General features: G+C 72.5%; 26 protein-coding genes. 13 read left to right on the top strand and 13 right to left on the bottom strand.

Going from position 1 to position 25,443, the window contains the following annotated elements; all coding sequences use genetic code 11:
- Nucleotides 1–300: 300 nt before the first annotated feature.
- Nucleotides 301–1,560, top strand: coding sequence for an Nramp family divalent metal transporter (locus Q9R26_RS05240; RefSeq protein ID WP_311226729.1), 1,260 nt, complete (start codon nt 301–303; stop codon nt 1,558–1,560).
- A gap of 30 nt (nt 1,561–1,590) precedes the next feature.
- On the opposite strand, the gene Q9R26_RS05235 is transcribed toward Q9R26_RS05240, so the two are convergent.
- The gene (locus tag Q9R26_RS05235; protein WP_027466755.1) at nt 1,591–1,893 is read right to left on the bottom strand and encodes a DUF427 domain-containing protein; all 303 of its coding nucleotides are present in this window, start codon (nt 1,891–1,893) and stop codon (nt 1,591–1,593) included.
- Nucleotides 1,894–1,935: 42 nt separating this feature from the next.
- Nucleotides 1,936–2,541, bottom strand: a complete 606-nt coding sequence (locus Q9R26_RS05230) for a hypothetical protein (protein ID WP_247737894.1) — start codon at nt 2,539–2,541, stop codon at nt 1,936–1,938.
- A 91-nt stretch (nt 2,542–2,632) separates the two neighbouring features.
- On the opposite strand from Q9R26_RS05230, the gene Q9R26_RS05225 reads away from it, so the two are divergent.
- The 4 genes from Q9R26_RS05225 (at nt 2,633) to Q9R26_RS05210 (ending at nt 4,947) form a co-directional block, all read left to right on the top strand.
- Complete coding sequence (locus tag Q9R26_RS05225) at nt 2,633–3,271, top strand: GNAT family N-acetyltransferase (protein ID WP_182064385.1); 639 nt, start codon at nt 2,633–2,635, stop codon at nt 3,269–3,271.
- A gap of 118 nt (nt 3,272–3,389) precedes the next feature.
- Nucleotides 3,390–3,872 carry a hypothetical protein gene (locus tag Q9R26_RS05220; protein ID WP_311226728.1) on the top strand — a complete coding sequence of 161 codons (483 nt, stop codon included), beginning with the start codon at nt 3,390–3,392 and terminating at the stop codon, nt 3,870–3,872.
- Nucleotides 3,873–4,004: 132 nt separating this feature from the next.
- Nucleotides 4,005–4,577, top strand: a complete 573-nt coding sequence (locus tag Q9R26_RS05215; RefSeq protein ID WP_311226868.1) for a DUF1684 domain-containing protein — start codon at nt 4,005–4,007, stop codon at nt 4,575–4,577.
- A 10-nt stretch (nt 4,578–4,587) separates the two neighbouring features.
- Nucleotides 4,588–4,947: a GntR family transcriptional regulator gene (locus Q9R26_RS05210; protein WP_311226727.1), complete on the top strand. Its 360-nt coding sequence runs from the start codon at nt 4,588–4,590 to the stop codon at nt 4,945–4,947.
- 126 nt (nt 4,948–5,073) lie between these two features.
- Here Q9R26_RS05210 and Q9R26_RS05205 read toward each other — a convergent pair whose 3' ends face one another.
- Nucleotides 5,074–5,901, bottom strand: a complete 828-nt coding sequence (locus Q9R26_RS05205; protein WP_259579243.1) for an endo alpha-1,4 polygalactosaminidase — start codon at nt 5,899–5,901, stop codon at nt 5,074–5,076.
- A gap of 295 nt (nt 5,902–6,196) precedes the next feature.
- On the opposite strand from Q9R26_RS05205, the gene Q9R26_RS05200 reads away from it, so the two are divergent.
- A complete protein-coding gene (locus Q9R26_RS05200) occupies nt 6,197–7,807 on the top strand; it encodes a DEAD/DEAH box helicase (RefSeq protein WP_111123196.1) in 1,611 nt (536 codons plus the stop codon).
- A gap of 250 nt (nt 7,808–8,057) precedes the next feature.
- Nucleotides 8,058–8,261 carry a CsbD family protein gene (locus tag Q9R26_RS05195; protein ID WP_111234610.1) on the top strand — a complete coding sequence of 68 codons (204 nt, stop codon included), beginning with the start codon at nt 8,058–8,060 and terminating at the stop codon, nt 8,259–8,261.
- Nucleotides 8,262–8,328: 67 nt separating this feature from the next.
- Here Q9R26_RS05195 and Q9R26_RS05190 read toward each other — a convergent pair whose 3' ends face one another.
- A complete protein-coding gene (locus tag Q9R26_RS05190) occupies nt 8,329–8,871 on the bottom strand; it encodes an NUDIX hydrolase family protein (RefSeq protein ID WP_110859466.1) in 543 nt (180 codons plus the stop codon).
- A gap of 73 nt (nt 8,872–8,944) precedes the next feature.
- Here Q9R26_RS05190 and Q9R26_RS05185 point away from each other — a divergent pair, with 73 nt between their 5' ends.
- Nucleotides 8,945–9,565, top strand: coding sequence for an alpha/beta hydrolase-fold protein (locus Q9R26_RS05185; protein WP_311226726.1), 621 nt, complete (start codon nt 8,945–8,947; stop codon nt 9,563–9,565).
- 71 nt (nt 9,566–9,636) lie between these two features.
- Here the strand turns inward: Q9R26_RS05185 and Q9R26_RS05180 are convergent, their stop codons facing one another.
- On the bottom strand, nt 9,637–10,311 hold the full coding sequence (locus tag Q9R26_RS05180; RefSeq protein ID WP_027466765.1) for a PadR family transcriptional regulator: 675 nt from the start codon (nt 10,309–10,311) through the stop codon (nt 9,637–9,639).
- A gap of 160 nt (nt 10,312–10,471) precedes the next feature.
- Here Q9R26_RS05180 and Q9R26_RS05175 point away from each other — a divergent pair, with 160 nt between their 5' ends.
- Nucleotides 10,472–15,253 (top strand): DEAD/DEAH box helicase, encoded by a 4,782-nt coding sequence (locus Q9R26_RS05175; RefSeq protein ID WP_311226725.1) that lies wholly within the window; start codon nt 10,472–10,474, stop codon nt 15,251–15,253.
- A gap of 50 nt (nt 15,254–15,303) precedes the next feature.
- The gene (locus Q9R26_RS05170) at nt 15,304–16,083 is read left to right on the top strand and encodes a DNA-formamidopyrimidine glycosylase family protein (RefSeq protein ID WP_311226724.1); all 780 of its coding nucleotides are present in this window, start codon (nt 15,304–15,306) and stop codon (nt 16,081–16,083) included.
- On the opposite strand, the gene Q9R26_RS05165 is transcribed toward Q9R26_RS05170, so the two are convergent.
- The gene (locus Q9R26_RS05165) at nt 16,056–16,988 is read right to left on the bottom strand and encodes a LysR family transcriptional regulator ArgP (RefSeq protein WP_311226723.1); all 933 of its coding nucleotides are present in this window, start codon (nt 16,986–16,988) and stop codon (nt 16,056–16,058) included. The two genes, Q9R26_RS05170 and Q9R26_RS05165, sit on opposite strands and share 28 nt — an antisense overlap.
- A 69-nt stretch (nt 16,989–17,057) precedes the next feature.
- Here Q9R26_RS05165 and Q9R26_RS05160 point away from each other — a divergent pair, with 69 nt between their 5' ends.
- On the top strand, nt 17,058–17,789 hold the full coding sequence (locus tag Q9R26_RS05160) for a LysE family transporter (protein ID WP_311226722.1): 732 nt from the start codon (nt 17,058–17,060) through the stop codon (nt 17,787–17,789).
- A gap of 109 nt (nt 17,790–17,898) precedes the next feature.
- Here the strand turns inward: Q9R26_RS05160 and Q9R26_RS05155 are convergent, their stop codons facing one another.
- From Q9R26_RS05155 to Q9R26_RS05145, 3 genes are all read right to left on the bottom strand, one after another.
- Nucleotides 17,899–19,374, bottom strand: coding sequence for an APC family permease (locus Q9R26_RS05155; RefSeq protein WP_182064394.1), 1,476 nt, complete (start codon nt 19,372–19,374; stop codon nt 17,899–17,901).
- A 244-nt stretch (nt 19,375–19,618) separates the two neighbouring features.
- Nucleotides 19,619–20,491, bottom strand: a complete 873-nt coding sequence (locus tag Q9R26_RS05150; RefSeq protein WP_182064395.1) for a hypothetical protein — start codon at nt 20,489–20,491, stop codon at nt 19,619–19,621.
- Nucleotides 20,492–20,509: 18 nt separating this feature from the next.
- Nucleotides 20,510–21,331, bottom strand: coding sequence for an alpha/beta fold hydrolase (locus Q9R26_RS05145; protein ID WP_182064396.1), 822 nt, complete (start codon nt 21,329–21,331; stop codon nt 20,510–20,512).
- 210 nt (nt 21,332–21,541) lie between these two features.
- On the opposite strand from Q9R26_RS05145, the gene Q9R26_RS05140 reads away from it, so the two are divergent.
- Both Q9R26_RS05140 and Q9R26_RS05135 read left to right on the top strand, forming a co-directional pair.
- Nucleotides 21,542–22,108: a hypothetical protein gene (locus tag Q9R26_RS05140; RefSeq protein WP_262139463.1), complete on the top strand. Its 567-nt coding sequence runs from the start codon at nt 21,542–21,544 to the stop codon at nt 22,106–22,108.
- A 9-nt stretch (nt 22,109–22,117) separates the two neighbouring features.
- Nucleotides 22,118–22,711, top strand: coding sequence for a TetR family transcriptional regulator C-terminal domain-containing protein (locus Q9R26_RS05135; protein ID WP_311226721.1), 594 nt, complete (start codon nt 22,118–22,120; stop codon nt 22,709–22,711).
- A gap of 4 nt (nt 22,712–22,715) precedes the next feature.
- On the opposite strand, the gene Q9R26_RS05130 is transcribed toward Q9R26_RS05135, so the two are convergent.
- The 4 genes from Q9R26_RS05130 to Q9R26_RS05115 are packed head-to-tail and all read right to left on the bottom strand — an operon-like array spanning nt 22,716 to nt 25,360.
- Nucleotides 22,716–22,976 carry a type II toxin-antitoxin system RelE/ParE family toxin gene (locus Q9R26_RS05130; protein ID WP_071250103.1) on the bottom strand — a complete coding sequence of 87 codons (261 nt, stop codon included), beginning with the start codon at nt 22,974–22,976 and terminating at the stop codon, nt 22,716–22,718.
- Nucleotides 22,973–23,233: a type II toxin-antitoxin system prevent-host-death family antitoxin gene (locus Q9R26_RS05125; protein WP_071250100.1), complete on the bottom strand. Its 261-nt coding sequence runs from the start codon at nt 23,231–23,233 to the stop codon at nt 22,973–22,975. Before Q9R26_RS05125 ends, Q9R26_RS05130 begins: the two co-directional genes overlap by 4 nt.
- A gap of 28 nt (nt 23,234–23,261) precedes the next feature.
- Nucleotides 23,262–23,774, bottom strand: coding sequence for a methylated-DNA--[protein]-cysteine S-methyltransferase (locus Q9R26_RS05120; protein WP_182064400.1), 513 nt, complete (start codon nt 23,772–23,774; stop codon nt 23,262–23,264).
- Nucleotides 23,771–25,360 (bottom strand): AlkA N-terminal domain-containing protein, encoded by a 1,590-nt coding sequence (locus tag Q9R26_RS05115; RefSeq protein WP_311226720.1) that lies wholly within the window; start codon nt 25,358–25,360, stop codon nt 23,771–23,773. Before Q9R26_RS05115 ends, Q9R26_RS05120 begins: the two co-directional genes overlap by 4 nt.
- Nucleotides 25,361–25,443: the final 83 nt, after the last annotated feature.

The following is a 25,443-nucleotide window of genomic DNA, read 5'->3' as shown; positions in this document are numbered from 1 at the left end:
CGCCCGACGGCGTCGCAACCGTCAGGTTGCGACCACCCGACGCGGAGCAATCGACGAGTCGCGACCAGCCCCGGCCGGGAGGCGCGTGGCTGCGCCGCCACGGGCCTCCTGTCCGCCTTCCGCGAGCGGTCAGGACACCCCGCGCACCTCCGCCAAGCGGTCACCGACCGTCTGCTGGCGGCGTCCAAGCCGACGGGTCGTGACCACGCGACACACACACGCGCGAGCGGCGACCGGCGAGCACCACGCAACGTCGAAGAAAAAGATTCGGCATGCCGAATTCTCTGACAGGATCGGTGCATGACCGACACTGCCAACCCCCGGCTCGACGAGCACCCATCCGGTGCCCCGCGTCGTCGTGCAGCCGGGCTCACCCTGCTCGGACCGGCCTTCGTGGCGGCCATCGCGTACGTCGACCCCGGCAACGTCGCCGCCAACCTGACCGCCGGGGCCGAGTACGGGTACCTGCTGCTCTGGGTGCTCGTGGCCGCGAACGCCAGTGCCGTGGTGGTGCAGTACCTGTCCGCCAAGCTCGGGGTGGTGACGGGGAAGTCGCTGCCCGAGCACCTGGGCCTGCGGATGCGGCGCACCCCACGGCTGCTGTTCTGGGGCCAGGCCGAGATCGTCGCCGCCGCGACCGACATCGCCGAGGTCATCGGCGGCGCGCTGGCGCTCTACCTGCTCTTCGACCTGCCGCTCGTGGTCGGTGGGATCATCACCGGGCTCGTCTCGATGCTCCTGCTGACCCTGCACAGCCGCCGGGGCACGCGGCTGTTCGAGACCGTGGTGACGGCGATGCTCGCGATCCTGACGGTGGGCTTCTGCGCCGGGCTGCTGTTCGCCCGGGTGTCTCCGGCCGATCTCGTCGCCGGGCTCGTGCCGCGGTTCGAGGGTGCCGGCTCGGTGCTGCTCGCGGCCTCGATGCTCGGCGCGACCGTGATGCCGCACGCGGTGTACCTGCACTCGGCGCTCGCCCGGGACCGCCACGGGGACGTCCCCGCCGGGCCGGAGCGTCGCCGGGTGCTCGTCGCGACCCGGTGGGACGTCGGGCTCGCGCTGATCGTCGCGGGTGGGGTGAACATCGCGATGCTCGTCCTCGCCGCGGCCACCCTGCCGGGCGTCGAGGGCACCGACTCCATCCCCGGCGCGCAGCGCGCCATCGCCGAGAACGTCGGCCCGGTCGTCGGGGTGCTCTTCGCCGTGGGCCTGCTCGCGTCCGGCCTGGCCTCGACCTCGGTGGGCTGCATGGCCGGCGCGGAGATCATGAAGGGCCTGCTGCACGTGCGGATCCCACTCGTGGCCCGGCGCGCGATCACCCTGGTGCCGGCGATCGTGCTGCTCGCGCTGAACGCCGACGCGACGATGCTGCTCGTCGTCAGCCAGGTGGTGCTGAGCTTCGGGATCGCCTTCGCGATCGTGCCCCTGGTGATCTACACGTCGCGACGGAACGTGATGGGGACCGACGTGAACGCCGCGACCACCCGCGTGGTGGCGTGGGTGATCGCGACGGTCATCGTGGCGCTCAACGTCGCACTGGTCGTGCTCACCCTGACCGGCTGAGGCACGACCGGTCAGGGTGACGGGCGGTCGTCACTCGACGACCTGGACGTCCTTCCAGAACGCGACGTAGCCCGAGTAGTCCTTGCCGACGCGGTCGAACGACGACGGGATCGGCGTCGGGTACGACCACGCGCGGTCCTGCAGCGCCTGTCCGTCGACGTTGACCGTGAAGTACTGGGTGTCGCCCTTCCACGGGCAGTGGTACTGGGTGGGGCTCTCGGTGAAGAGCTCGGTCTTCACGCTCGACGGCGGGAAGTACCAGTTGCCCTCGATCTTGATGAGGTCCTCTTCGGGGGCCTCCGCGATCACCGTGTCGCCGACGACTGCCTTCATGGCGTTGCTCCTTCGCTCGCTGGTTCCGTGACGGGGCGAACGCTACGCGCGCTCCCCCGATTCCCGCAGGACGGGCAGGTCGGGGCCCGCGGCGAGCGCCGCGTGCACGTCGTCACGGCTCAGGACGGCGGCGCCCTCGGACGCGCTGACCAGGTGCCGCACGGCACGGCGCAGCCCCGTGTACGCCGCGCAGGCCGCAGCGGCCTCGGGTGAGGTGTGGTCGATGCCGACATCGGTGAGCGCGTCGACGACGGCTCCGGCTGCGAGCAGGTCCTCGACCGCGAAGTCGGGTGCGTCGGCGACGTCGACGGACTCCCCCGCCGCCTCGGCCGCGTCGTCGAGGGCTGCGGTGTGGTGCAGCCCGGCGGCCACGATCGCGACGACGCACCGGTCACCACGTGCGGCCTGGAGGCCCGTCACCCGTTCCGCGACCGCCGCCGCGTTGCCGAGGTGGCCGAGCACGACCTCCGGACCCTGCGGCAGCTGGGCGGTCACGTTCCGCAGCGCGCGCCGCTGTGCTGCGGCGTCGGGGGTGGGCGGCAGGGCGTCGACCCAGACGAGCAGGTGGGCGCCGTGGGCGATGCGAGCCGCACCTCCGGAGCCCCACGCGAACCGGACCTGGTACTTCTCCTGGGTGCGTTCTGCCACGTCCGTCACGATAGCCGCCCGGGCGATGCTGTCCCTCTCCACAGGGTCGCCGTCCGACCGGGTTCCACCAGGGTCGCCGACCCTAGGATGCATGTCCATGGAGATCGCCCCCGTACCCACCCTGACCGGCGACCGTGTGACACTCGAGCCCCTCGGGCAGGAGCACGCGGAAGACCTGCGGGCGGCGGTCGCGGACGGCGATCTGTGGCGCACCTGGTACACCTCGGTGCCCGCCCCGGCACAGGTCGAGGCCGAGATCGACCGGCGGCTCGCCGAGCACGAGGCCGGCCGCATGGTGCCCTTCGCCGTGCGGGACCGTCCGACCGGCCGGGTGGTGGGTGCGACGACCTTCATGAACATCGACCCGGGCAACCGTCACGTCGAGATCGGCAGCACGTTCCTGGCGCGGTCGGCGCAGCGCTCGGGGATCAACACCGAGTCGAAGCTGCTCATGCTGTCGCACGCGTTCGAGGCGTGGCAGTGCATCGCGGTCGAGTTCCGCACACACTGGCACAACCTGCAGTCCCGGGCGGCCATCGCGGGCCTCGGCGCCAAGCAGGACGGGGTGCTCCGGAACCACGCGATCGGCCGCGACGGCACCCTGCGCGACACCGTGGTGTTCTCGATCATCGCGTCGGAGTGGCCGGCGGTGCGGCTCTCGCTGGCCGAGCGACTGCGGCGGCACGACCGGGCCGAGGGCTCCCGCCGTCGTTCTGCCCGGCACGCCTGAGTCGTCTCGCTTGCGTCGTCTCGCTTGCGTCGTCCTGCTTGCGTCGTCTCCCCTGACCAGGCGCCGTCGGCAAGCGGACACGGCGCACCGTCCAGCGCGCGGGCGTAGCGTCACCGCCATGCACGTCGGGCTCCGGATCGTCCTCGATGCGCCGGTCGACGCCGTGCGCGATGCCCTGCTGTCCCCGTCCGTGATGGTGGCGGTGACGAAACCGTTCCTGGCGTACCGCTCGCGCGATCCCCGGGGGTTCCCGCAGCGCTGGGAGCCGGGACACCCGCACCCGATCACCGCGGACGCCTTCGGGCTGGTGCCGAGCGGCGACACGCACGTCGACCTCGACCTGTACGAGGTCCGAGGAGTCCCCGTGCAGCGCGACAACGGTGGCGGCACGTCCGGGTTGTTCGGGCGGATGACGATGTCGCACCGGATGGCCGTCGTCCCCGCACCGGGTGGCCGGACCCTGCTGCTCGACCGCCTGACCTACCGGATGCGACCGGCCGTCCTCGGGCTCGCCCTGTGGCCCGGCATGTGGGTCATCTGGCAGTGGCGGGCGTTCCGGATGCGCGCCCTCGCGCCCACCTGGCGGACCGACGCCGAGTGACGGGACGCGGGTCGGGCCTCCCGTCCACCGCGGAGCGGGCGTAGCCTCGACCACGTGAGCCAGACGCACCCCCAGGAGCCGACGACCGACGACCGCGTGCGCAGCACGCTGGCGACGACGGATTGGCGGCGGATGACGTTCGACCTGTACCGCCGCGTCCGCGCCACCCCGGACCCCCAGACGGCGCACGCGCTCTGGCGCGAGACCCGGGACGCGATGTTCGCGGAGCACCCGGCGTCGCCGCTGCTCGACGAGGACGCCCGCGACTTCGAGTCCCTGCCGGTGCCGGACTACGACCCGGCGTGGCGGTTCCAGATCCGCATCGAGGCCACCGAGCCCGCCGCGTTCGACTTCGAGACCGGCACCGACGGCGTCGTCCACTTCGACCGCCTCGGCCTCGTGCGGGTCCCCGGTGTCGGCACCCTCGACGTCTGGAAGCACGGCGGCTACGCGGGCGGGGTGTTCGTCCCCGTCAAGGACGCCAGCGCCGGCAAGGCCCGCGGCACCTACGGCGGCGGACGCTACCTGCTCGACACCATCAAGGGCTCGGACCTGGGCGGCGACGACCTCGGGTCGCTCGTGCTCGACTTCAACTTCGCCTACAACCCGTCGTGTGCGTACGACCCGGCGTGGGCGTGCCCGCTCGCGCCTCCGGGCAACACCGTGCCGGTCCCGATCCCCGTCGGCGAGCAGTACGACTTCTAGGGTGGAACGCATGACAGGACTCGTCGCCCTCGACGTCGGTGGCCGCGTGCCGCCGTTCGAGCAGGTCCGATCGCAGATCGCCGCGCAGATCACCGCCGGGTACCTGGTGGACGGCGAACGGCTGCCCAGCGTGCGTGGGCTTGCGGACGAGCTCGGTCTCGCCGCCGGCACCGTCGCGAAGGCCTACCAGCTGCTCGAGGAGGCCGGGCTCGTGCACACCGCACGGGGTGCCGGCACCCGGGTGGTGCGACCGGCAGCGGTGCCGGACGCCGTGGCCGAGGCCGCTCGTGCCCTGGCCGCTGCGGCGCGATCGGCGGGGCTGTCGCCGGACCAGGCAGCCACCGCGCTGCGCGAGGCCTGGCCGGCGTAGCGGGCGCAGGGCGCGCGCTTCCGGGCATACCCGGTCGTTCCGGGCGTAGCCGGTCGGAAGTTCTGACCCGGTACGCCCGATCCGACCATGCATCGCAGGCGTTCTGGGAAGGAACGTCCCGGGCGCTCAGCAGTGCTCGTACACGTACGCGTCGTCCGCCGGGGTCACCAGGTCGCGGTCGCGCAGGATCGTCATGGCCGGGCGGCTCCGCAGCCCGCACACCGAAGCCCACGAGCGCTCGAGGGTGTCCGAGTACTCCACGTCGATGACCCGCCCGCCGTAGGCCTTCGTGTACGCGGCGCACTCCCGGTACTGCACGCACTCCTCGGCGACGACGAAGTCGAACCCGGTCTGCTTCCGGCCGGACGCCCCGAGCTGCGGGGTGTTCTTCTGCCCGACGGCCAGGCCGTGCCGGTGCCCCGTGGCGACGAGCGACTTCGCGAGCGCCAGGTTGCCGGCACGGGTGAGCCGCTTGCCGCTCCGGGTCCACGAGTCGAGGTTGTCGAACTCCACCGCGTCGAACCCGCGGTCACCGCAGCGGGCGACGGTCTTCGCGAGCACCTTCGTGATCAGGGCACGCTTGGCCGCGGTCCGGGTGTCGAGGAGCATCTCGTCCGGCCACCCCGGGTCCGAGACCGGCTTGCCCGCACGGTCGCGGAGGATCGCTGACGGGTACGACTTCTTCCACGTCCGGGCGGCCTCGGGCTGCGTCTGGAATCCGTTGACGTAGCAGATGTCGTACGTGCCCTTCGCCGGGCGGTCCGTGCTGTCGCGCTCGACGATCGTCACGCCGGAGGGCGGTGTGTACCCGCCACCGAGCTGGTAGTCCACCCGGCCCGAGGTCGGCAGGTTGCGGTAGCTCGCGGCCGCGCTGGTCGTGGCGGCCTCGGCGCAGCCGGCCGTGCCGAGGACGGCCACCAGGGCCATCGCGGTGGTCAACAGGACGGATCGCATGCGCACCCCGGAATCCTCGCACGCGCAGGGCGAACGGCCCCGCCCTCGCTGTTCCGGAGATGTGCACGCTATGCTGGTCGTACTCGAGGCGCCGATCGCCTCGTGCGTCGTACGGACGCCCCGAACTCCCGACCACCTGTCTCAAGACTCCGGTCGATGATCGAGCACCTCACGAAGGTGCCCAGGCTTCTCTGCTGCGGCGACTGCGCCAGCCACATCCGTTGGCGCGCATCCCGCCCGCGCGCTGCCTCGCAAGCGTGCCCACAGCCGGACTGCTCCGGCTCGAAAGGTCACCATGACCACCGAAGACATCCGTTTCTCCGACCTCGGCGTCCCCGCGCCGATGGTCTCCGTCCTCGCCGACCAGGGCAAGGACATGGCGTTCCCCATCCAGGCGGACACCCTCCCGGACTCCCTGCAGGGCAAGGACGTCCTCGGTCGCGGCCGCACCGGCTCCGGCAAGACCATCGCGTTCGCGATCCCGCTCGTCGCCCGCCTCGCCGCCAGCGGCCGCAAGCGCCGAGCCGGCCGCCCCCGCGCCCTGGTGCTCGCGCCGACCCGTGAGCTCGCGACGCAGATCGACGTCGCCCTCGCTCCGCTCGCCAAGGCCATGGGCCTCAACACCACGACCATCTTCGGTGGCGTCGGTCAGGGTCGTCAGGTCGACGCCCTGCGCGGCGGCGTCGACGTCGTGGTCGCCTGCCCGGGGCGCCTCGCCGACCTCATGCAGCAGGGCCACGTGAACCTCGGCGACATCGAGGTCACCGTCCTCGACGAGGCCGACCACATGGCCGACATGGGCTTCCTGCCCGGGGTCACCAAGATCATGCAGGCGACGCCCGAGAACGGGCAGCGACTGCTGTTCTCCGCCACGCTCGACAACGGCGTGGACAAGCTCGTCAAGAAGTTCCTGCACAACCCGGTGATGCACTCCGTCGACGAGGCGAACAGCCCCGTCGAGGCGATGACCCACCACCTGTTCGAGGTCGCCGACGCCGACGCGAAGAAGCACCTCGTGAGCGCCCTCGCCTCGGGCAACGGCCGCCGCATCCTCTTCATGCGCACGAAGCACCACGCCAAGCGCCTCGCCAAGCAGCTCAGCAGCCAGGGGATCCCGGCCGTCGACCTGCAGGGCAACCTGTCGCAGGGTGCCCGTGAGCGCAACCTCGCGAAGTTCTCGTCCGGTGAGGCCCTCGTGCTCGTCGCCACCGACGTCGCCGCCCGCGGCGTGCACGTCGACAACGTCGAGCTCGTCGTGCACGTCGACCCGCCCACCGAGCACAAGGCGTACCTGCACCGCTCGGGCCGCACGGCGCGTGCCGGTTCGTCCGGCGACGTCGTCACGGTGACGATGCCCGCCGAGCGTCGCGACGTCGCGCAGATGATGCGTGCAGCCGCGATCAAGGTCACCCCGCAGCACGTCACGGCGACCTCTCCGGCGGTCACCGCGCTCGTCGGCGAGGTCGCTCCGATCCGCCACGTGGCCGAGGAGCAGCCCACCCAGCAGCGACAGCCCAAGCAGCGCTCCGCCGAGTCCGCCGGTGACGGCGGCGGTCGTCGCCGTGGTCGCGGCGGTCGGTCCGGAGGCGCGGCACAGCCCGCGCGCTCCGGCTCGGCCGGCGAGTCCGCCGGTTCGGCCGGGGGCCGTCAGGGCCGTCCGGCCCGTGGCGCACGTTCCGAGGGCGCCGGGCGCTCCGGCGCCGCAGCCGCCGGTTCGACCGGTGGTCGCCGCAGTGGCGGCAACCGCCGCTCGGGCAGCAGCGACGTCGTGCGCGGCGGTTCGTCGGCCGTCTGGTCGTCCGAGGGCGGCTACGCCGCGGGTCGGTCCGGCAACGAGTCGGGCGGCAACCGTCGTGGTGGCTCGCGCCGCGCCTCCCGTCCGGCCGGCGCTGCCGACCGCCACTGACCTGCGCGCTTGACCCACGCGGCCTGACCCAGTCGGGCTGAGCGCGTCGGTGCACTCAAAACACCGGTGTTCACGTTTCGAACCCCCGCATCCCGCGGCGTTTTCCGTGAACACCGGTGTTTTGCGTCCGGGCTCGGGCGAACCTTGGCGGGGGCTGGGGGCGGGGTACTCCGCCGGGCGTACGGTCTCACTCACCGGATGCCGCGCAAGCGGTTGACGGGGAACACGTCCGCTTCTGGAAGGAGTGCCTATGGCTGGCATCGATGACATCAAGAACGCCGCTGAGAAGGCGGCAGGCAAGGTCAAGGAAGCCACCGGCAACGCGACCGGTAACGACCGCTTGAAGGCCGAAGGCCAGACCGACCAGGGCAAGGCCTCGGCGAAGCAGGGCGTCACCGACGTCAAGGACGCCGCGCACGGCGTCGCCGACAGCTTCAAGGACGACAAGCACTAAGCCGGTTCGCGACCGCGCTGCGAAGCCCCCGGATCCGTCGGATCCGGGGGCTTCGTCGTGTGACGAGCTAGTGCAGGGCGCCGACCGATGCCAGGCCGGCGCGGAGCAGTGCCCCGCGGCCGCCTTCCATCTCGTCGGCGACGGCGTCGGACGCGGCTTCCATCGGGCTCATCCACGTGAGCTCGAGGGCGTCCTGCCGGGGCTCGCACGTCCCCGTGACGGGGACGACGTACGCCAGCGAGATCGCGTGCTGCCGCTCGTCGGTGTACACCGAGGCGCCGGGCAGCGGGAAGTACTCGGCCACGGTGAACGGTGTCGGGCTCGAGGGCAGCTGCGGGAACGCCATCGGACCGAGGTCCTTCTCCAGGTGGCGGAACAGCGCGGTCCGGATCGACTCGCCGAACATCACCCGGCCGGACACCAGGGTGCGGGCGATCGAACCGCTCGGGGAGACACGCAGCAGCACGCCGACCTCGGTCACGACGCCGAGGCCGTCGGTGCGGACGGGGACCGCCTCGACGTAGCAGATCGGCAGACGACGGCGGACGTTCGCGAGCTCCTCGTCGGACAGCCAGCCGGAGTCGGGATCGGGGGTGCGCAGCGAGGACATGCACCGTGTCTACCAGGGACGGCGGCGAGTTCGGCGGAAGGCGCGGGAGTTGGGGATGGTTAGCGTTGTCCACATGATCGATGCGGACCTGGTGCAGTGGACCCGGAGTACCTCGGACCGGCGGGGCACACCCCTGCTCGTGGCCATGCACGGGGTCGGGTCGAACGAGCACGACCTGCTCGGCCTCGCCCCCGCGCTGCCGCCCGTGTGGACGGTCGCGTCGCTTCGGGCGCCGATGCCGTGGGGGCCCGGCTTCAGCTGGTACCCGCTCGGCACGCCCGGCTCCCCCGTGCCGGAGGCGGTCGACGCCGCGGCCGCCGAGGTGCTCGACTGGATCGACTCCGTCGCCGCCGACCACCCGCGGATCGGGCTGCTCGGGTTCTCGCAGGGCGGCTCGATGGCGCTCCAGCTTCTGCGCGCCCGGCCAGCGGCGTTCGCGTTCGCGGTGTCGCTGTCGGGGTTCGTGGTGCCGGGCGTCACGGACTCGCGCGACGAGGCCGTGTCGGCGGTGCGGCCGCGGGTGTTCCTCGGGCACGGCGACCTCGACCCGGTGATCCCGCCCGAGGCCACCGCCCGGACGCAGGCGTGGGCCGGAGCGCACACCGACGTGACCGACCGTTCCTACGCGGGCTTGCCGCACGCCGTGTCGACGGCGGAGCTGGCGGACGTGGCGGCCTTCGTCGACGCGGTGTAGGCGCACGACGACGGACAGGAGGCCCGGTGCCAGCTGGCACCGGGCCTCCTGTCCGTCACGGGTGACGTCCGTCAGTCGGCGAGGATCTGGAGCAGGTCCTTGCGGAGCTGGTCCACCTTGGCCGTGGCGGCCTTGGCCTGTTCCTCGGTCGCGGTGCTGCGGTACATCTGCAGGACGCCCATGGTCTTCCGCAGCGCCTCGAAGAACTCGCGCTGGGCGTCCGGGATGCCCGGGGCCCCGTCGAGTGCCGCAGCGATCTCGTCGGCCTTGGCCTCGGTCTCGGCCTTGCCGGCGTCGGTGAGCTCGAAGAGCGTCTTGCGGCCGTCGCCCGACGAGACCACGAGGTCTTCGTCGACGAGCTGCTGGAGCGTCGGGTAGACCGAGCCGGGGCTCGGCTTCCAGGCGCCGCCGGTGCGCTCGGCGATGGTCTTGATCACGGCGTACCCGTTCTGCGGGCCCTCGGCCAGCAGACCGAGGATCGCGAGGCGGACGTCACCGCGGCGACGGCGTTCGCGGCCGAAGCCGGGCCCGCCGAAACCGGGGCCGAAGCCCATGCCCGGGCCGAAGCCGGGGCCGAACCCGCGACCACCGAAGCCGCGGCCGCCGTGGTCGTGGTCACCGCGGTCACGGCCGGGGAACCCGGCGCCGTGGTGCTGCCGCGCGCCGCCGAAGCGGGGGCCGCGCGGGCCGAACCCGCGCTGGTCGCGGGGGGACGTGTTGCTGTCGTCGTCATACGAGGGGCGCATGAGGAGTCCTTTCATCGTGCTGAGTCGGCTCGCGACCGGTCTGACCTGATCGTATTCGTCGTATCGCGATGTGTTTACGATAGGTCGGTAACTATCGCTCTGTCAAGGGGTACGCGCGCTCGGCCTGCTGTCGGTGGTGGCGGGCAGGATGGGACGGACCATGACGGACGTCTTCGAGCGCTTCTCCCCCGCGACCACCGAGTGGTTCCGCGGCGCCTTCGACGCACCGACGCCGGCGCAGGCCGGGGCGTGGGACGCCATCTCGACCGGACAGCACGCACTCGTGATCGCCCCGACCGGCTCCGGCAAGACCCTGGCGTCGTTCCTGTGGTCGATCGACCGGCTCATCAGCGCGACGGACCGCCCGCCGGCGAAGCAGCGCACGCGGGTGCTCTACGTCTCGCCGCTCAAGGCCCTCGGCGTCGACGTCGAGCGCAACCTGCGGAGCCCGCTCGTCGGCATCACCCAGACCGCACGCCGCCTCGGCACGGAACCGCCGGACGTCACGGTCGGGGTGCGCAGCGGTGACACCCCGTCGTCCGACCGCCAGAAGCTCCTGCGCCAGCCACCGGACATCCTCATCACCACGCCGGAGTCGCTCTACCTGATGCTCACCTCGCAGGCGCGCGAGACCCTGGTGAACGTCGACACCGTCATCGTGGACGAGGTCCACGCGGTCGCCTCGACCAAACGCGGTGCACACCTGGCCGTGTCGCTCGAGCGCCTCGACGACCTGCTCGAGAAGCCCGTGCAGCGCATCGGGCTGTCCGCGACCGTCCGCCCGCCGGAAGAGGTCGCGCGCTTCCTCGGCGGCCGGGCACCGGTGACGATCATCGCGCCGCCAGCGCAGAAGACCTTCGACCTGCGGGTCGTCGTCCCCGTCGACGACATGTCCGAGCTCGGGGCACCACCGGTCGGCGCGGACGCGTCCGAGTCGCCGACGAACGGGTCGATCTGGCCGCACGTCGAAGAACGTGTCGTCGACCTGATCGAGGAACACCGCTCGACCATCGTGTTCGCGAACTCGCGGCGGCTGGCCGAACGGCTCACGGCGCGGCTCAACGAGATCCACGAGGAACGCGTGCTCGCCGCCGCTGGTGACGGCCTGCTGGTGCCGGCGGGGGCGTCCCCTGACGACGACGGGCTCCCCGCGGCGCGGGGCCGACCACAGTCCCCGGCCCGCACCTCGGCGCACGCCGTCGCGCCCCAGGGGGCCGGGCGACCGCCGGCGCAGCTGATCGGCGGGTCCGGGCAGACGGGCGGCGGGGGCTCGGACGCCTCCGTCCCGGTGCTCGCCCGCGCACACCACGGCTCGGTGTCGAAGGACCAGCGCGCGATCATCGAGGACGACCTGAAGTCCGGTCGGCTGCGGTGCGTCGTCGCGACGAGTTCACTCGAGCTCGGCATCGACATGGGCGAGGTCGACCTGGTCGTCCAGGTCGAGGCGCCGCCGTCGGTCGCGAGCGGCCTGCAGCGCGTCGGTCGCGCCGGCCACCAGGTGGGTGAGATCTCCCGCGGCGTGCTGTTCCCGAAGCACCGTGCCGACCTGGTCAACAGCGCGGTCACGGTCGAGCGGATGGTCACGGGTCAGATCGAGTCGATCTCGGTGCCGGCGAACCCGCTCGACGTCCTGGCGCAGCACACCGTGGCCGCCGGGGCGATCGACACCCTCGACGTCGAGCACTGGTTCGAGCTCGTGCGGCGGAGCGCCCCGTTCAGCGGCCTGCCCCGGTCGGCGTTCGAGGCGACGCTCGACCTGGTCACGGGCCGGTACCCGAGCGACGAGTTCGCCGAACTGCGGCCACGGCTGGTCTGGGACCGCGTGCACGGCACCCTGACCGGGCGCCCCGGTGCGCAGCGACTCGCGGTGACGAGCGGCGGCACGATCCCCGACCGCGGCATGTTCGGCGTCTTCATGGTCGGCGAGAAGGCGTCCCGCGTCGGCGAGCTCGACGAGGAGATGGTCTACGAGTCACGCGTGGGCGACGTCTTCGCCCTCGGTGCGACGAGCTGGCGGATCGAGGAGATCACCCACGACCGCGTCGTCGTGAGCCCGGCGTTCGGGCAGCCCGGACGCGTGCCGTTCTGGAAGGGCGACGGCATCGGCCGACCCGCCGAGCTCGGCCGGGCGACCGGTGCGTTCGTGCGCGAGGTCGAGGGCGCCTCGGACGACGACGCCCGCGCCCGCGTTGCCGCCGGTGGACTGGACGAGCGTGCGATCACCAACCTGCTGACCTTCCTGCGCGACCAGCGCGCGGCCACCGGTCACGTGCCGAACGACACCACGCTCGTCGTCGAGCGGTTCCGCGACGAGCTCGGGGACTGGCGGCTCATCCTGCACTCGCCCTACGGCATGCAGGTGCACGCGCCGTGGGCCCTGGCCGTCGCCGCACGGCTGCGCGAACGGCACGGCATCGACGGTGACGCGATGGCGGCCGACGACGGCATCGTCGTCCGCATCCCGGAGACCGACGCTGAGCCGCCGGGTGCCGACCTGTTCGTGTTCGAGCGCGACGACCTCGAGGCCCTGGTCACCGACGAGGTCGGCGGCTCGGCACTGTTCGCCGCGCGGTTCCGGGAGTGCGCGGCGCGTGCCCTGCTGCTGCCCCGACGGAACCCCGGACAGCGGTCGCCGCTCTGGCAGCAGCGGCAGCGGGCATCGCAGCTGCTCGAGGTCGCGCAGAAGTACCCGACGTTCCCGATCGTGCTCGAGACCGTGCGCGAGGTGCTGCAGGACGTCTACGACGTGCCCGCGCTGCTCGGGATCGCCGACGACATCGCCGGACGCCGGATCCGTCTGGTCGAGACAGAGACCGAGCAGCCGTCGCCGTTCGCCCGGTCGATCCTGTTCGGCTACGTCGCGGCGTTCATGTACGAGGGCGACACCCCGCTCGCCGAACGCCGCGCAGCGGCCCTGTCGCTCGACTCGACCCTGCTCGGCGAGCTGCTCGGCCGTGCGGAGCTGCGCGAGCTGCTCGACCCGTCGGTCATCACCTCGGTGGAGCGCGACCTGCAGCGGCTCTCGCCGGACCGCCGTGCCCGTGACGCCGAGGGGCTCGTCGACGTGCTGCGGCTCGTCGGCGCGCTCGACCTCGACGAAGCGGTCGACCGGAGTTGGCTCGCCGACGCCGCCGACCGTCCAGCGGCCATCGCTGCACTGCGCAGCACGCTCGAGGTCCTGGAGCGCGACCGCCGGGTGCTCTCGTTCTCGCACGCCGGGGCGACGCGCTGGGCTGTCATCGAGGACGCCGCCCGTCTGCGCGACGCCCTCGGGGTGCCGCTGCCGATCGGTGTGCCCACGGCGTTCGTCGAGCCCGTGGCCGACCCCCTCGGTGACCTGATCGGCCGCTACGCCCGGTCGCACGGACCGTTCTCCGCGCAGGAGGCCGCCGGTCGTCTCGGGCTGGGCATCGCCGTCGTGCAGGACACCCTGCGCCGACTCGTCGCCGACCGCCGGGTGGTGGAGGGCGAGTTCCGCCCCGACCGCCAGGGTGCCGAGTGGTGCGACGCCGAGGTCCTGCGACGGATCCGCACGAAGTCCCTCGCAGCCCTGCGGCACGAGGTCGAACCGGTCTCGCCGGACACCCTCGCCCGCTTCCTGCCCGCCTGGCAGCACGTCCAGACCCCCGGGACCCGCGGTGGGCTCCGCGGCGTCGACGGGGTCCTGCAGGTGATCGACCAGCTCGCCGGGGTCGCCCTGCCCGCCAGCGCGTGGGAGACCCTGGTGCTGCCGTCGCGCGTCACCGACTACTCGACGAGCATGCTCGACGAACTGACCGCCACCGGCGAGGTCCTGTGGTCCGGCGGGGGCACCCTGCCCGGCAACGACGGGTGGGTGCGCCTGCACCTGGCCGACACCGCGGCGACGACGCTCGCCGAGCCCTCCGGCGACGAGACGACCGAGCTGCAGCGGGACGTGCTCGGCGCCCTGGCCGGTGGCGGCGCGTACTTCTTCCGGCAGCTCGGCCAGGCCGTGGGCAGCAGTGATGACCAGGCGCTCACCACCGCGCTGTGGGACCTGGTCTGGGCCGGACAGATCACGAACGACACCTTCGCCCCGCTGCGCTCGATGCTCGGCGGCAAGGCGAAGAGCTCGAGTGCTCCGCGTGCTCGGGCCTACCGCGGCCGTCGGCGTCCGACCATGCCGACGCAGTCCGGACCGCCGTCCGTCGGGGGTCGCTGGTCACTCCTGCCGTTGGCCGAGTCCGACTCGACCGTGCGGGCCGCCGCGACCGCAGAACAGCTGCTCGAACGCTACGGCGTCGTCACCCGCGGTGCCGTGCAGGTCGAGGGCGTCCGGGGTGGCTTCGCCGGGGTGTACCGGGTGCTCTCTCGCTTCGAGGAGTCCGGCCGTGCTCGTCGCGGGTACTTCGTCGAGGGGCTCGGTGCCGCCCAGTTCGCCACCGGCCCGACCGTCGACCGGCTGCGCACCTACGCCCGCGAACTCGGCGACGACGAGCGTGACGATCCGGACCGGAAGCGCGAGGCACTCACGCTCGCCGCGACCGACCCGGCGAACCCGTTCGGGGCCTCGTTGCCGTGGCCGACGGGCGACGCAGACCACGGTGTCGCGGCCGACGAGGCCGAGATCGCCGGCGCGGCGAATACCGCCGCGAACGGTGTTGCGAGCGGCGCTGCGAGCGCCTCGAAGACCACACGGGGCCACCGCCCGGGCCGGAAGGCGGGCGCACTGGTGACGACCGTCGACGGCGAGCTCACCGTGTACGTGGAGCGCGGCGGCAAGTCGGTGCTGACGTTCACCGACGACGCGGCCGACCTCGCCGCCGCCGCCGCCTCGATCGCCGGCATCGTGCGGACCGGGCTGCGGAAGCTCTCGGTCGAGCGGGTCGACGGGGACTTCGTGCTCGAGACACCGCTCGGCAGCGCACTGCGGGAGGCGGGGTTCACGGCGACCCCGCAGGGGCTGCGGCTCCGTGTGTGAGGCGAGCCGTGCCTCCCGGCAGTGCAGCGACCACGTGCCGGGGGTGAGCGGTGCCTGAGGGCGACACCGTCTACCGGGCTGCCCGCCGCCTGCACACCGCGCTGGCGGGCAAGGTCCTGACGAAGAGCGACTTCCGGGTCCCCGCCTTCGCGACCCTCGACCTGGCCGGGCGGACCGTGGACGAGGTCGTCCCCCGCGGCAAGCACCTGCTGCACCGCATCGGTGACCTGACCGTGCACTCGCACCTGAAGATGGAGGGCCGGTGGGACGTCTACGCCCCCGGCGACCGCTGGCGTCGTCCGGCGCACCAGGCACGGGTGATCCTGGACGCCGAGGGCGTCTCGACCGTCGGCTTCGCCCTCGGGGTGCTCGAGGTCGTGCCGCGCGACCAGGAGTCCGAGGTCGTCGGACACCTGGGGCCCGACCTGCTCGGCCCCGACTGGGACGCCGACCTGGCGCTCGCCAACCTGACGCAGGACCCCGAGCGCCCGGTCGGGCTGGCACTGCTCGACCAGCGGGTGCTCGCCGGACTCGGCAACGTGTACCGGAACGAGCTCTGCTTCCTGCGCGGCGTGCTGCCGACGCGCCCGGTGGGCGAGGTGCAGGACCCGGCCCGGATGATCACGATGGCGCAGCGGTTGATCGTGGCGAACCGCGACCGCAGCGCCCGCGTCACCACCGGCGTCGACCGGCCGGGTTCGCGCTTCTGGGTCTACAACCGCCGCGGCAAGCCCTGCCTGCGGTGCCGGACGCCGATCCGGCACGGGGAGCTCGGTGACTCGGAGCACACGCTGCGCGACACCTACTGGTGCCCGCGCTGCCAGACCTGAGGCGCGGGGTGCAGCCGCTCCGCCGCCGTGGCACGGACGGCATCGGTGACCCGTTCGAGCAGCGGTGACGCCAGGTTCCACCGCTGCCACCAGAGCGCGACGTCGGCACTCCGGCCGGGCGCCAGCTCGACCAGGACACCGCGGTCGATCGCCTCGAGGCACTGCGCCTCCGGCAACAGCCCCCAGCCGAACCCGAGCGTCACCGCCCGGGCGAAGTCCGCCGACGTCGGGACGAAGTGGCGCGGGCCGCCGGGAGCGTGGCCGAGGACCTGGCGCAGGTACCCCTGCTGCAGGTCGTCGTCGCGGTCGTAGTCGACGAGCGGGACCTCGTCGAGTCGTCGGAGCATCCGCCGCTCGGTGCCGGTGTCGCCGAGGTAGCGGGCGACGAACGCCGGAGACGCCACGGCGCGGTACCGGTCGATGCCGAGCGGCACCGACGAGCAGCCCTGCACCGGGTCCTCCTCGGCCGTCACGGCGCCCATCACCGTGCCGGCGCGGAGCAGTTCGGCGGTGCGGTCCTGGTCCTCGCGGTGCAGGTCGAAGACCACCTCGGTGTCGGCACGGACGAGCGCGAGGGCATCGAGGAACCAGGTGCCGAGCGAGTCGGCGTTCACCGCCAGGGAGATCGACGGCACGGCGGGCCCTCCGCCACCGAGCGCGCTCGAGGTCTCCTCGTCGAGCAGCCGGACCTGCCGTGCGTGTCGGAGGACGACCTCGCCGTCGGCGGTGGGGCGCACGGGGGTCGTGCGCTGGAGCAGCACCCGCCCGACCTGCTGCTCCATCGACTTGATCCGCTGGGACACCGCGGAGGGCGTGATCGACAACGCACGGGCCGCGGCGTCGAGGGTGCCGTGGTCGACCGCGGCGAGCAGGGTCTCGAGGTGCTCGCGCTGAAACCGGGTCATGCAGCTGAGCTTACGGCGGTGCAGGAACATGAGCTGTACTACACCGCAGCCCCGTCCTAGCGTCGAGCCGTGACCACACTCCTGCCCCTGCTCTCCGGCCTCGGCACCGGACTCGCACTCATCGTCGCGATCGGTGTGCAGAACACGTACCTGCTCCGGCTCGCGGTCAGCGCTGGACTCCGGGTGGTGGCCGCGGCGGTCGTGGTGTGCGCGGTCTCGGATGCGCTGCTCATCGTCGCCGGGGTGCTCGGTGTCGGCGCCGTGGTCGAACGGTTCCCCGTGGCGCTCCTGGTGGTCCGGTTCATCGGTGCCGCGTTCCTGCTGACGTACGGGGTGCTCGCGGCGCGGCGTGCACTGCGGCCCTCGGGGGACGCGATGCGGGTCGCCGATGAAGCGGCCGACGACGGTGTGGTGGGCGCCAGCGCGGGCGCGGGCGCGGCGGTCAACGCGCCCACCGGCACGACGGAGGCGGCGGGGCGGACGCGCACCGCGCCTCCCGGCCAGGTGGCGACCATGCGGACGGCCGTGCTGACCATGCTCGTCTTCACGTGGGCGAACCCGCACGTCTACCTGGACACGCTGGTGTTCCTCGGGTCGGTGGCGAACCAGCAGGGCGCGGACGACCGGTGGCTCTGGACGATCGGTGCCGTCACGGCGAGCTGCCTGTGGTTCGGTGCGCTCGGGTTCGGCGGACGCCTGCTGCGGCCGCTGTTCGAGAAGCCGCTGACCTGGCGGGTGTTCGACGGGCTGGTCGCCGTCGTGATGCTCGCGTTCGGCGTGCTGCTGCTCGTCGGCGCGTAGCGGCGCGGCGGGCTCCAGGCTGCAAGACACCGGTGTCCACACGTCGAACCGCGTTGTGCGGGTGTGCAACGTGCGAACACCGGTGTTTTGCGGGCCAGCCGACCCGGCCCTACTGCATGCGCTGGCCGACGCGGCTGTGGCGACGGCTGTAGCCGAAGTAGATGACGAAGCCGATGGCCAACCAGACAACGAACCGCAGCCAGGTCTCGACCTCGAGGTTCAGCATCAGCCAGAAGCACAGCACCGCCGAGATGATCGGCAGCACCGGCGACCACGGCACCCGGAAGGCCCGCGGGGCGTCGGGCCGCGAACGACGCAGCACGACGATGCCGATCGACACCAGGACGAACGCGGACAGCGTGCCGATGTTGATCATGCCCTCGAGCTTGTCGACCGCGGTGAACCCGGCCAGCAGCGCCACGACGACACCGGCGACGACCTGCACACGCACCGGGGTCTGCGTCTTCGGGTTGGTCTTCGAGAACCAGCGGGGCAGCAGGCCGTCGCGGCTCATCGAGAAGACGATGCGGGACAGCCCGAGCAGGAGCACCATGACGACGGTGGTCAGCCCGATCAGGGAGCCGATGGCGATGATGCCCGCGGCCCACGGCAGCCCGACGATGTCGAACGCCGACGCCAGGGACGGCGCCTTCTCCTCCGCCAGTCGCTGGTACGAGACCATGCCGGTGATGACGATGCTGACACCGACGTAGAGCAGGGTCACGATGCCGAGCCCGATGAAGATGCCGCGCGGCAGGGTCTTCTGCGGGTTCTCGGTCTCCTCCGCGCTCGTGGCGACGACGTCGAAGCCGATGAAGGCGAAGAACACCAGGGACGCCGCGGCGAGCAGGCCGAAGACGCCGTACTGGGCGGGCTCGGCGCCGGTGAACCACGACACGAGCGACTGGGTCCAGACGCTGCCCTCGGCACCCTTGCTCGGCTCCGCCGGCGGGATGAAGGGGGTGAAGTTCGCGGCCTTGACGAAGAACGCACCGGCGACGATCACGAACACCACGATCGCGACCTTGATGACGGTGATGACCGCCGACACCCGCGACGACAGGCGGGTTCCGAAGGCGAGGAGGACCGTGAAGATCCCGACGATGAGCACCGGCCCCCAGGTGAAGGGGATCGGGCCGAGCTGGATCGTGCTCGGCAGGGTGATGCCGAAGACGTCGAACGCGGTGCTGAGGTAGATGCCCCAGTACTTCGCGATCACGGCGCTGGCCGTGAGGGTCTCGAGGATGAGGTCCCAACCCACGATCCAGGCGAGCAGCTCACCCATCGTGGCGTAGGTGAACGTGTACGCGGAGCCGGCGACGGGGATCGTCGACGCGAACTCGGCGTAGCACATGATCGCCAGGCCGCAGGTGACGGCGGCGAGCAGGAAGGAGATGATGACGCCGGGCCCCGCGAAGTTCGCGGCGGCGTTCGCGCCGACCGAGAAGATGCCGGCGCCGACGGCGACCGCGATCCCCATCGCGGCGATGTCGAACGTCCTCAGGGAGCGTTTCAGGGACCTGCCCTGCTCCTCGGAGTCGGCCAGGGAGGCCTCGATCGACTTGATGCGGAGCTTCGTTGCCATGGGGTGGATCCCGTCATCGGCTGGCGGCGGACCTCGGAAGGGTACTGGTGTACCACTGTGTCACGCAAAGCGTCCGCCCGGACGGTGGCCCGGTCCGGCGTCGGCCGGGAGGCGCGGCGGCGGTCCGGCATGCACCGCTCGGCCAGCCGACGGGTGCGTCCAGGGCCGCGGTCGCGTCAGCGGGGCGCGTTGCGCCGGTGTCAGCGAGGTGCGCTTGCGTCAGCGGGGTGCGGTTGCGGTCGCGTCAGCGGCCCGCGCGCCAGTCCGCCAGGAACCGGGCGCCGGCCTCGTCGTGGATCACGCCGTCGGGCGCGGTGAGCACCGGGTACGGCGTGGCCGGCACCCCGTCGGCGGGACGGACGTCGACGTGCGCGACCTCGTGGCCGTGGGCGTGCAGCCAGTCCGCCATGGCGTAGTCGCTGCGGGAGTCCCCCACGGTGCGCCAGGTGACCGGGAGCGCACCGTCCTGCGCCAGGAGCTCGAGCGAGCGCTCGGCGCCGAGGTCCTTGCCGCTGCGGTCGGACTCGACGTCGGTCGAGATGATCGTGGGGTCGATGCGCCACTGCACGGCACCGTCGGCGTCGGGCCGGACGTCGTCGAGTCGGCGGACACCCAGCCCGCGGCGCTCGAGCGCGGCCATGGCCTTCGCGTCGAACTCCGGCTGGCGGGCCAGGTAGGTGGCGTTCGGCACCTCGACGCGCTGCTCGATCGACACCATGGCGCGCTTCGTCTCGTCGAAGAACACCAGGTCGGCGTACTCGTCGCGGACCAGCTCGCGCATCTCGTCGGCGTAGTCCCGCGGCAGCGCCAGGTCGTCGGCGACGGTCAGTTCGCCCATGCCGCCGTCGTACTGCGGACCGATCGAGCACCACACGGCGCCCTTCTCGCAGACGGCGTGGACCCGCCCGCCCTCGGCGAGACCACCGGCGAGCAGCGGGCCGACGACCTCGGAGCGGATGAACGCGTCGCTGCGGCCGGTGTTGAAGACGATCGGGATGCCCTCGGCGGCGAGCGCGACGAGGTCCGCGACGATGCTCGGGATCGCGATGGTGCGGGAGACCGGGCTGGCGATGGGGCCGTCGACGTCGAGCAGGAGACCGAGGCGGGGTGCGTTCACCCACCCATCCTCTCGCAGTCAGCTGCTGGGCGAGGCGATCCGGCTCCGGACGCGGTCGATCAGGGCTCCGAGGGCCGCCGGGGCGGGGACGTGTCCCTGCCCGGGCACCTCGGCGTACTCCGATCCGGGCACGGCGTCGACGAGGGCGCGGGCCGCACGACGCATCCACTCGAGTCCGTCGCCACCGGCGCCGACGAGCACCGGTACACCCACGGCGGCAGCGACGCGCTCGGGCACGGCGAGGCCGTTCAGCACGCGGACCTCGCGGCTGAGCACGTGGGCGTCGACGACCAGGGAGCGCCAGAGCGACCCCTTGAGCCGCAGGGCCGTGACCTGACCCATCGGGACCCCGAGCACCTGGGTCAGGAACCCGCGGACGGCCTGGGCCCGGCGGCCGGCACCGACGTGCTCGTCGAGCAGGTCGGCGAACACGACGTCGTCGGCGTGCGGGTCGACCGAGGCGCGGTACGGCGGTTCCCACAGGACGGCACCGTCGACCGGCAGCCCGGTGGCGAGCCCGTGCAGGACGACACCGGCGCCGACGCAGATGCCGACGGCGGTGGTCGGTGCGCCGATGCTCTCGACGACGGCACGGAGGTCGTCGACCTCGCGCTCGATGGCCCACGCGGCGGAGTCACCGCTGGCACCGCGACCGCGGCGGTCGTAGGTCACCACACGGCACGTCGAGCCGAGCTCGGCGACCACGCGGTCGAGGTACGGGGTCCCGCGGTGGTCGAAGGCACCGCCCACGACGACGACCGCCGGCCCGTCCCCTGCCTCGGAGACGGCGATGGTGGTGCCGTCGGAGGAGACGACCGTTCGGTCGACTGGAGGGAGCATGGGGTCCTTTGCGGGCTGTCGACGGCGATGCGTCGGGCCTCGGAGGGGACCGTGCGGATTACCGGTCCTCCGAGTGTCGCAGGCGTGGGAGCCCGTGTCTCCCCCCGCTTCCAGGGGCAGGACCGCGCCGCTCGACACCACCGGACCGACGTGCCATGCTGTTTGAGTACACCTGTACTCAACCGATCACCGCCACTGCAGGGGGAACCCGTGACACTCATCGCCATCGTCGCGTGCGAGATCGCCTTCTGGGTCGCGATCCTCGGCGGCCTGACCACCCGGTACCTGCTGCGACGCCCTCGGCTGGGCGCGGCGATGCTCGTCGCAGCACCCGTGATCGACCTCGTCCTGCTCGCCGTCGTCACGGTCGACCTGCTCGGCGGCGGGACCGCGTCGTGGCACCACGGGCTCGCGGCGGTCTACATCGGGTTCTCGGTCGCGTACGGGCACCGGATGATCGCGTGGGCGGACGTCCGGTTCACGCACCGGTTCGCCGGCGGTCCGGCACCGGAACGGCTGAGTGGACGGCGGTACACGGCCCGGTGCTGGGGTGACGTGCTGCGGACCGGGCTCGCCGTGCTGATCGCCGGCGGGATCATCGGCGGACTCGTCCTCGTGGTCGGGGACCCGGATCGCACGAACGAACTGCAGGGCACGGTCGCGCTGCTCGGGGTGGTCCTGGGCGTCGAACTGCTCTGGGCGATCAGCTACACGATCTGGCCACGCCGGGCCACCACCGCAGCCGCGAGCCCGGCCGGAGCAGCGAGCCGGCCGTAGGCTGACCCGGTGCCCCGCCGTGTCGACCTCGAGGAACGGGGATCCCTGGTCGCCGCGGCGTGCCTGCGGATCCTGGAGCGGGACGGCCTGAGCGCGCTGTCGGTGCGGAACGTCGCGGACGAGGCCGGCATCGCTCCCGCATCGCTCCGGCGGGTCTTCCCGACGCAGGACGCCCTGCGCGAGCACTGCCTGACGATCATCGAGGAACGCGTCGTCGCTCGGCTCACGGCCCTGCGCTCGACGGGTCGGGCGCTCGCACTGGACGTCCTCGCCCAGGTGCTGCCGCTCGACGCCGAGCGCACGACCGAGATCCTGGCGCAGGTGCAGCTCGGCGTGCTCGCGCGCACCGACGAACACCTGGCCGCGAGTGCCCGACGCCTGAACGACGGGGTCAGCCGGGTGTGCACCCGGGCGCTGGAGATCCTGCGTGCGGACGGCGGCTTCGGCGCCGATCGCGACCTGGCCGACGAGGTGGACCGACTGCACGCGCTGATCGACGGGCTGGCGGTCGAGCACACGTGGGACCCGACGGCACGGGCGCCGGAGCGGGTCCTGGCGCTCGTCGAACTGCACGTGGACAGCCTGCGCGGCGCGATCGCCTGACGCCTCAGCGACCTCGGTAGACCTCGCGCCGGTGCCCGGCGCGCACGACGACGACCACGAGCCGTCCATCGTCGATCAGGTAGATCACGCGGTAGTCACCGACCCGGACACGCCATTCCGGGCTGTTGACGAGTCGACGAGCCGCGGGTGGACGTGGCTCGTCAGCCAGGATCGCGAGAACCCCTTCGACGAGTCGTCGGGCATGTGGCGGCAGTTTGCGGATGGCACGCCCCGCACTCGGTTCGAACTCGATGTCGTAGGTCATCCCAGACCGAGTTCGCGCCTGAGGTCCTCCCACTTGACGTTCTCGCCGCCGATGCGCTCGTTCTCGAGTCGGGCCTCTTCCACCGCCTTCAGGTCGTCCAGGTCCTCCGCCGCCTCGAGCAACCGGTCGAGGACGGCCGCATCGACCACGGCCGCGACGCGCTTGTTGCGCCGGGTCAGGTAGACGGGTTCGTGTCGGGCGTCGTCGATGATCGACGCGAGACGGCCACGGGCTTCGGAGATCGACACTTCGCTCACCTGTACATTCTAGAGCGTTTTGTACAAGTCAGACGAGTGCCGTGGTGCCCACCGACTCCCGCTCGAGCAGGGACCGTTTGACGTCGAGCCCCCACGCGAAGCCCCCGAGCGTGCCGTCCGAACGCAACACCCGGTGGCACGGGACGAAGAGCGCGGGGGCGTTCCGGGCGCACACGCTCGCCGCCGCCCGCACCGCGTCGGGCCGACCCATCGCCGCCGCGAACGCGGTGTAGGTCAGGGTGCCGCCGGCGGGGATCCGGCGGAGCTGGCGCCACCCCTCGGTGAAGAGCTCGGTGCCGAACTGCCGGACCGGTACCTGCATGGCGTGCTCGACCTCGCCGGAGTAGAAGGCGTCGACGGCCTCGGCCGAGGCGACCACGCCGTCGAGCACGCGGTCGGGGCGGTGGCGGTCGGCCAGGCGGGCGAGGATCCGCTCGACGGAGTCGGTCCACCCGGAGGCGAGGACCCTGCCCTCGGCGTCCTCGAGCACGGTGAACGGCCCATCAGGGGTGTCCAGGGTCTGGATGGTTGCGTCGGTCATCGGTCGTCCTTCCGGGGGTCCTCGGGGGCACGGGCTGCACGGGCGCCGGCGGTCGCGGTCATCGCGCGGTCGATGATCGGTCGCCAGCAGTGCATCGTGAGGTAGCTCCGCCAGGGGGCCACCTGCTCCGACCATAGGGAGAGCGCACCCGCCGTACCGGGCAGCCCGAGTTCCTGTGCACCGTTCCGCACGGCGAGGTCGCTGTGGAGGAAGATGTCGGGGTGGTGCCGGACCCGGAGCGCGACGTAGTCGGCGGTCCACGGCCCGATGCCCTTCACCGCGAGGAGTCCGTCGCGCAGGTCGCCGAGGGACTGCCCACCGTCCACCACCAGGGACCCGTCGGCGAGCGCCGCAGCCACCCGCAGGATCGTGTCGACGCGGGCGGCCGGGCCGCGCAGGACCTCGTGCCCGCGTTCGGCGACCACCGCCGCGGACGGGAACAGCAGCCCGCCGGGCCGGATCGCGTCGGGCACCGCTGCTCCGAGTGCGGCCACGAGCCGGGTCTGCGCGGTGCGCGCCGCGGCCACCGAGACCTGCTGCCCGATCAGGGTGCGGAACACGATCTCGTGCGCGTCCACCGCGCCGGGCAACCGGAGGCCGGGCACCCGAGCGACGGGGCCGGCGAGCTCGGGCACGGCTCCGAGGACGGCGTCGACGGCGACCGGGTCGGCGTCGAGGTCGAACAGCGCACGCACCCGCGCCACGAGCGCCGGCAGGTCGGAGAGGTCGGTGACCCGCACGCGCAGGTCGATGCCGGTGCCCCGCCCGGCCACGTCGGGGACGGCGGCCGACGCGCTGAACCACCCCGGGCCTCCAGGCAGGTCGACCAGCCGCCCGTACGACGTGACCCGGCCGGCGGGGTCGGTGTCCACCTGCTCGGTACCCGGCAGGGCGTGCAGCGCGTGCCAGTCGAGCAGGCCCTGCACGTCGAAGGGCGCTCGGGCCGGCAGGTGCACGTGCAGTCCGCCGTCACCAACGGGATCAGCGTCACCTCGCCCGGACCGACGTGCGCGGAGTTCCGTCGGGGTGACGGCGAAGACCTCGCGCACGGTGTCGTTGAACTGCCGGACGCTGGCGAACCCCGCGGCGAACGCGACGTCGGCGACGGGCAGGTCGGACGAGGTCAGCAGGGTCCGCGCGGTCTGCGCCCGGTGGGCCCGGCTGAGCGCCTTCGGTCCGGCGCCGAGCTCGGCCGTCATGATGCGGTTGAGCTGCCGCTCCGAGTAGCCCACGCGCGCGGCGAGCCCGGGGACGCCGTCGCGCTCGACCACACCGTCGAGGACGAGTCGCATGGCCCGGCCGGCGACGTCCTCGCGCAGGTCCCACTCGGGGCTGCCAGGGGTCGCCTCGGGCAGGCAGCGCTTGCAGGCGCGGAAGCCGGCCAGGTGTGCTGCGGCACTCGTGCGGTAGAAGGTGACGCCCGAGACCTTCGGCGTGCGGGCCGGGCAGCTGGGTCGACAGTAGATGCCGGTGGAGTGCACGGCGGTGACGAACTGGCCGTCGAAACGCGCGTCGCGCGATGCGACGGCGCGGTGCCGTTCGGCGTGCAGCGCGTCGGGCTGCGCGTCGGTGTCCGGGCTGGTCATGGGCTCAGCCTGACATGCGCCGCCGACGTCGACTGGCGGGAATCGGACGGAGCAGCGCACGGCCGGGAGGCCCGGCTAGCGTT

Origin of the sequence: Curtobacterium sp. BRB10 (assembly GCF_031844325.1) — a bacterium.
GTDB lineage: Bacteria > Actinomycetota > Actinomycetes > Actinomycetales > Microbacteriaceae > Curtobacterium > Curtobacterium poinsettiae_A.
Note: the sequence above shows the minus strand (reverse complement) of the source record. Positions and strands in the feature narration are given on the sequence as shown.

What these genes read in the sequence shown, in the direction of transcription:
- Q9R26_RS05205 (WP_259579243.1), bottom strand. Translation starts at nt 5,901, where the DNA reads ATGCGATCCGTCCTGTTGACCACCGCGATGGCCCTGGTGGCCGTCCTC.
- Q9R26_RS05185 (WP_311226726.1), top strand. Translation starts at nt 8,945, where the DNA reads ATGATCGATGCGGACCTGGTGCAGTGGACCCGGAGTACCTCGGACCGG.
- Q9R26_RS05115 (WP_311226720.1), bottom strand. Translation starts at nt 25,360, where the DNA reads ATGACCAGCCCGGACACCGACGCGCAGCCCGACGCGCTGCACGCCGAA.
- Q9R26_RS05195 (WP_111234610.1), top strand. Translation starts at nt 8,058, where the DNA reads ATGGCTGGCATCGATGACATCAAGAACGCCGCTGAGAAGGCGGCAGGC.
- Q9R26_RS05165 (WP_311226723.1), bottom strand. Translation starts at nt 16,988, where the DNA reads ATGACCCGGTTTCAGCGCGAGCACCTCGAGACCCTGCTCGCCGCGGTC.
- Q9R26_RS05210 (WP_311226727.1), top strand. Translation starts at nt 4,588, where the DNA reads ATGACAGGACTCGTCGCCCTCGACGTCGGTGGCCGCGTGCCGCCGTTC.
- Q9R26_RS05240 (WP_311226729.1), top strand. Translation starts at nt 301, where the DNA reads ATGACCGACACTGCCAACCCCCGGCTCGACGAGCACCCATCCGGTGCC.
- Q9R26_RS05175 (WP_311226725.1), top strand. Translation starts at nt 10,472, where the DNA reads ATGACGGACGTCTTCGAGCGCTTCTCCCCCGCGACCACCGAGTGGTTC.
- Q9R26_RS05200 (WP_111123196.1), top strand. Translation starts at nt 6,197, where the DNA reads ATGACCACCGAAGACATCCGTTTCTCCGACCTCGGCGTCCCCGCGCCG.
- Q9R26_RS05215 (WP_311226868.1), top strand. Translation starts at nt 4,005, where the DNA reads ATGACGTTCGACCTGTACCGCCGCGTCCGCGCCACCCCGGACCCCCAG.
- Q9R26_RS05180 (WP_027466765.1), bottom strand. Translation starts at nt 10,311, where the DNA reads ATGCGCCCCTCGTATGACGACGACAGCAACACGTCCCCCCGCGACCAG.
- Q9R26_RS05155 (WP_182064394.1), bottom strand. Translation starts at nt 19,374, where the DNA reads ATGGCAACGAAGCTCCGCATCAAGTCGATCGAGGCCTCCCTGGCCGAC.
- Q9R26_RS05145 (WP_182064396.1), bottom strand. Translation starts at nt 21,331, where the DNA reads ATGCTCCCTCCAGTCGACCGAACGGTCGTCTCCTCCGACGGCACCACC.
- Q9R26_RS05120 (WP_182064400.1), bottom strand. Translation starts at nt 23,774, where the DNA reads ATGACCGACGCAACCATCCAGACCCTGGACACCCCTGATGGGCCGTTC.
- Q9R26_RS05130 (WP_071250103.1), bottom strand. Translation starts at nt 22,976, where the DNA reads ATGACCTACGACATCGAGTTCGAACCGAGTGCGGGGCGTGCCATCCGC.
- Q9R26_RS05235 (WP_027466755.1), bottom strand. Translation starts at nt 1,893, where the DNA reads ATGAAGGCAGTCGTCGGCGACACGGTGATCGCGGAGGCCCCCGAAGAG.
- Q9R26_RS05225 (WP_182064385.1), top strand. Translation starts at nt 2,633, where the DNA reads ATGTCCATGGAGATCGCCCCCGTACCCACCCTGACCGGCGACCGTGTG.
- Q9R26_RS05190 (WP_110859466.1), bottom strand. Translation starts at nt 8,871, where the DNA reads ATGTCCTCGCTGCGCACCCCCGATCCCGACTCCGGCTGGCTGTCCGAC.
- Q9R26_RS05220 (WP_311226728.1), top strand. Translation starts at nt 3,390, where the DNA reads ATGCACGTCGGGCTCCGGATCGTCCTCGATGCGCCGGTCGACGCCGTG.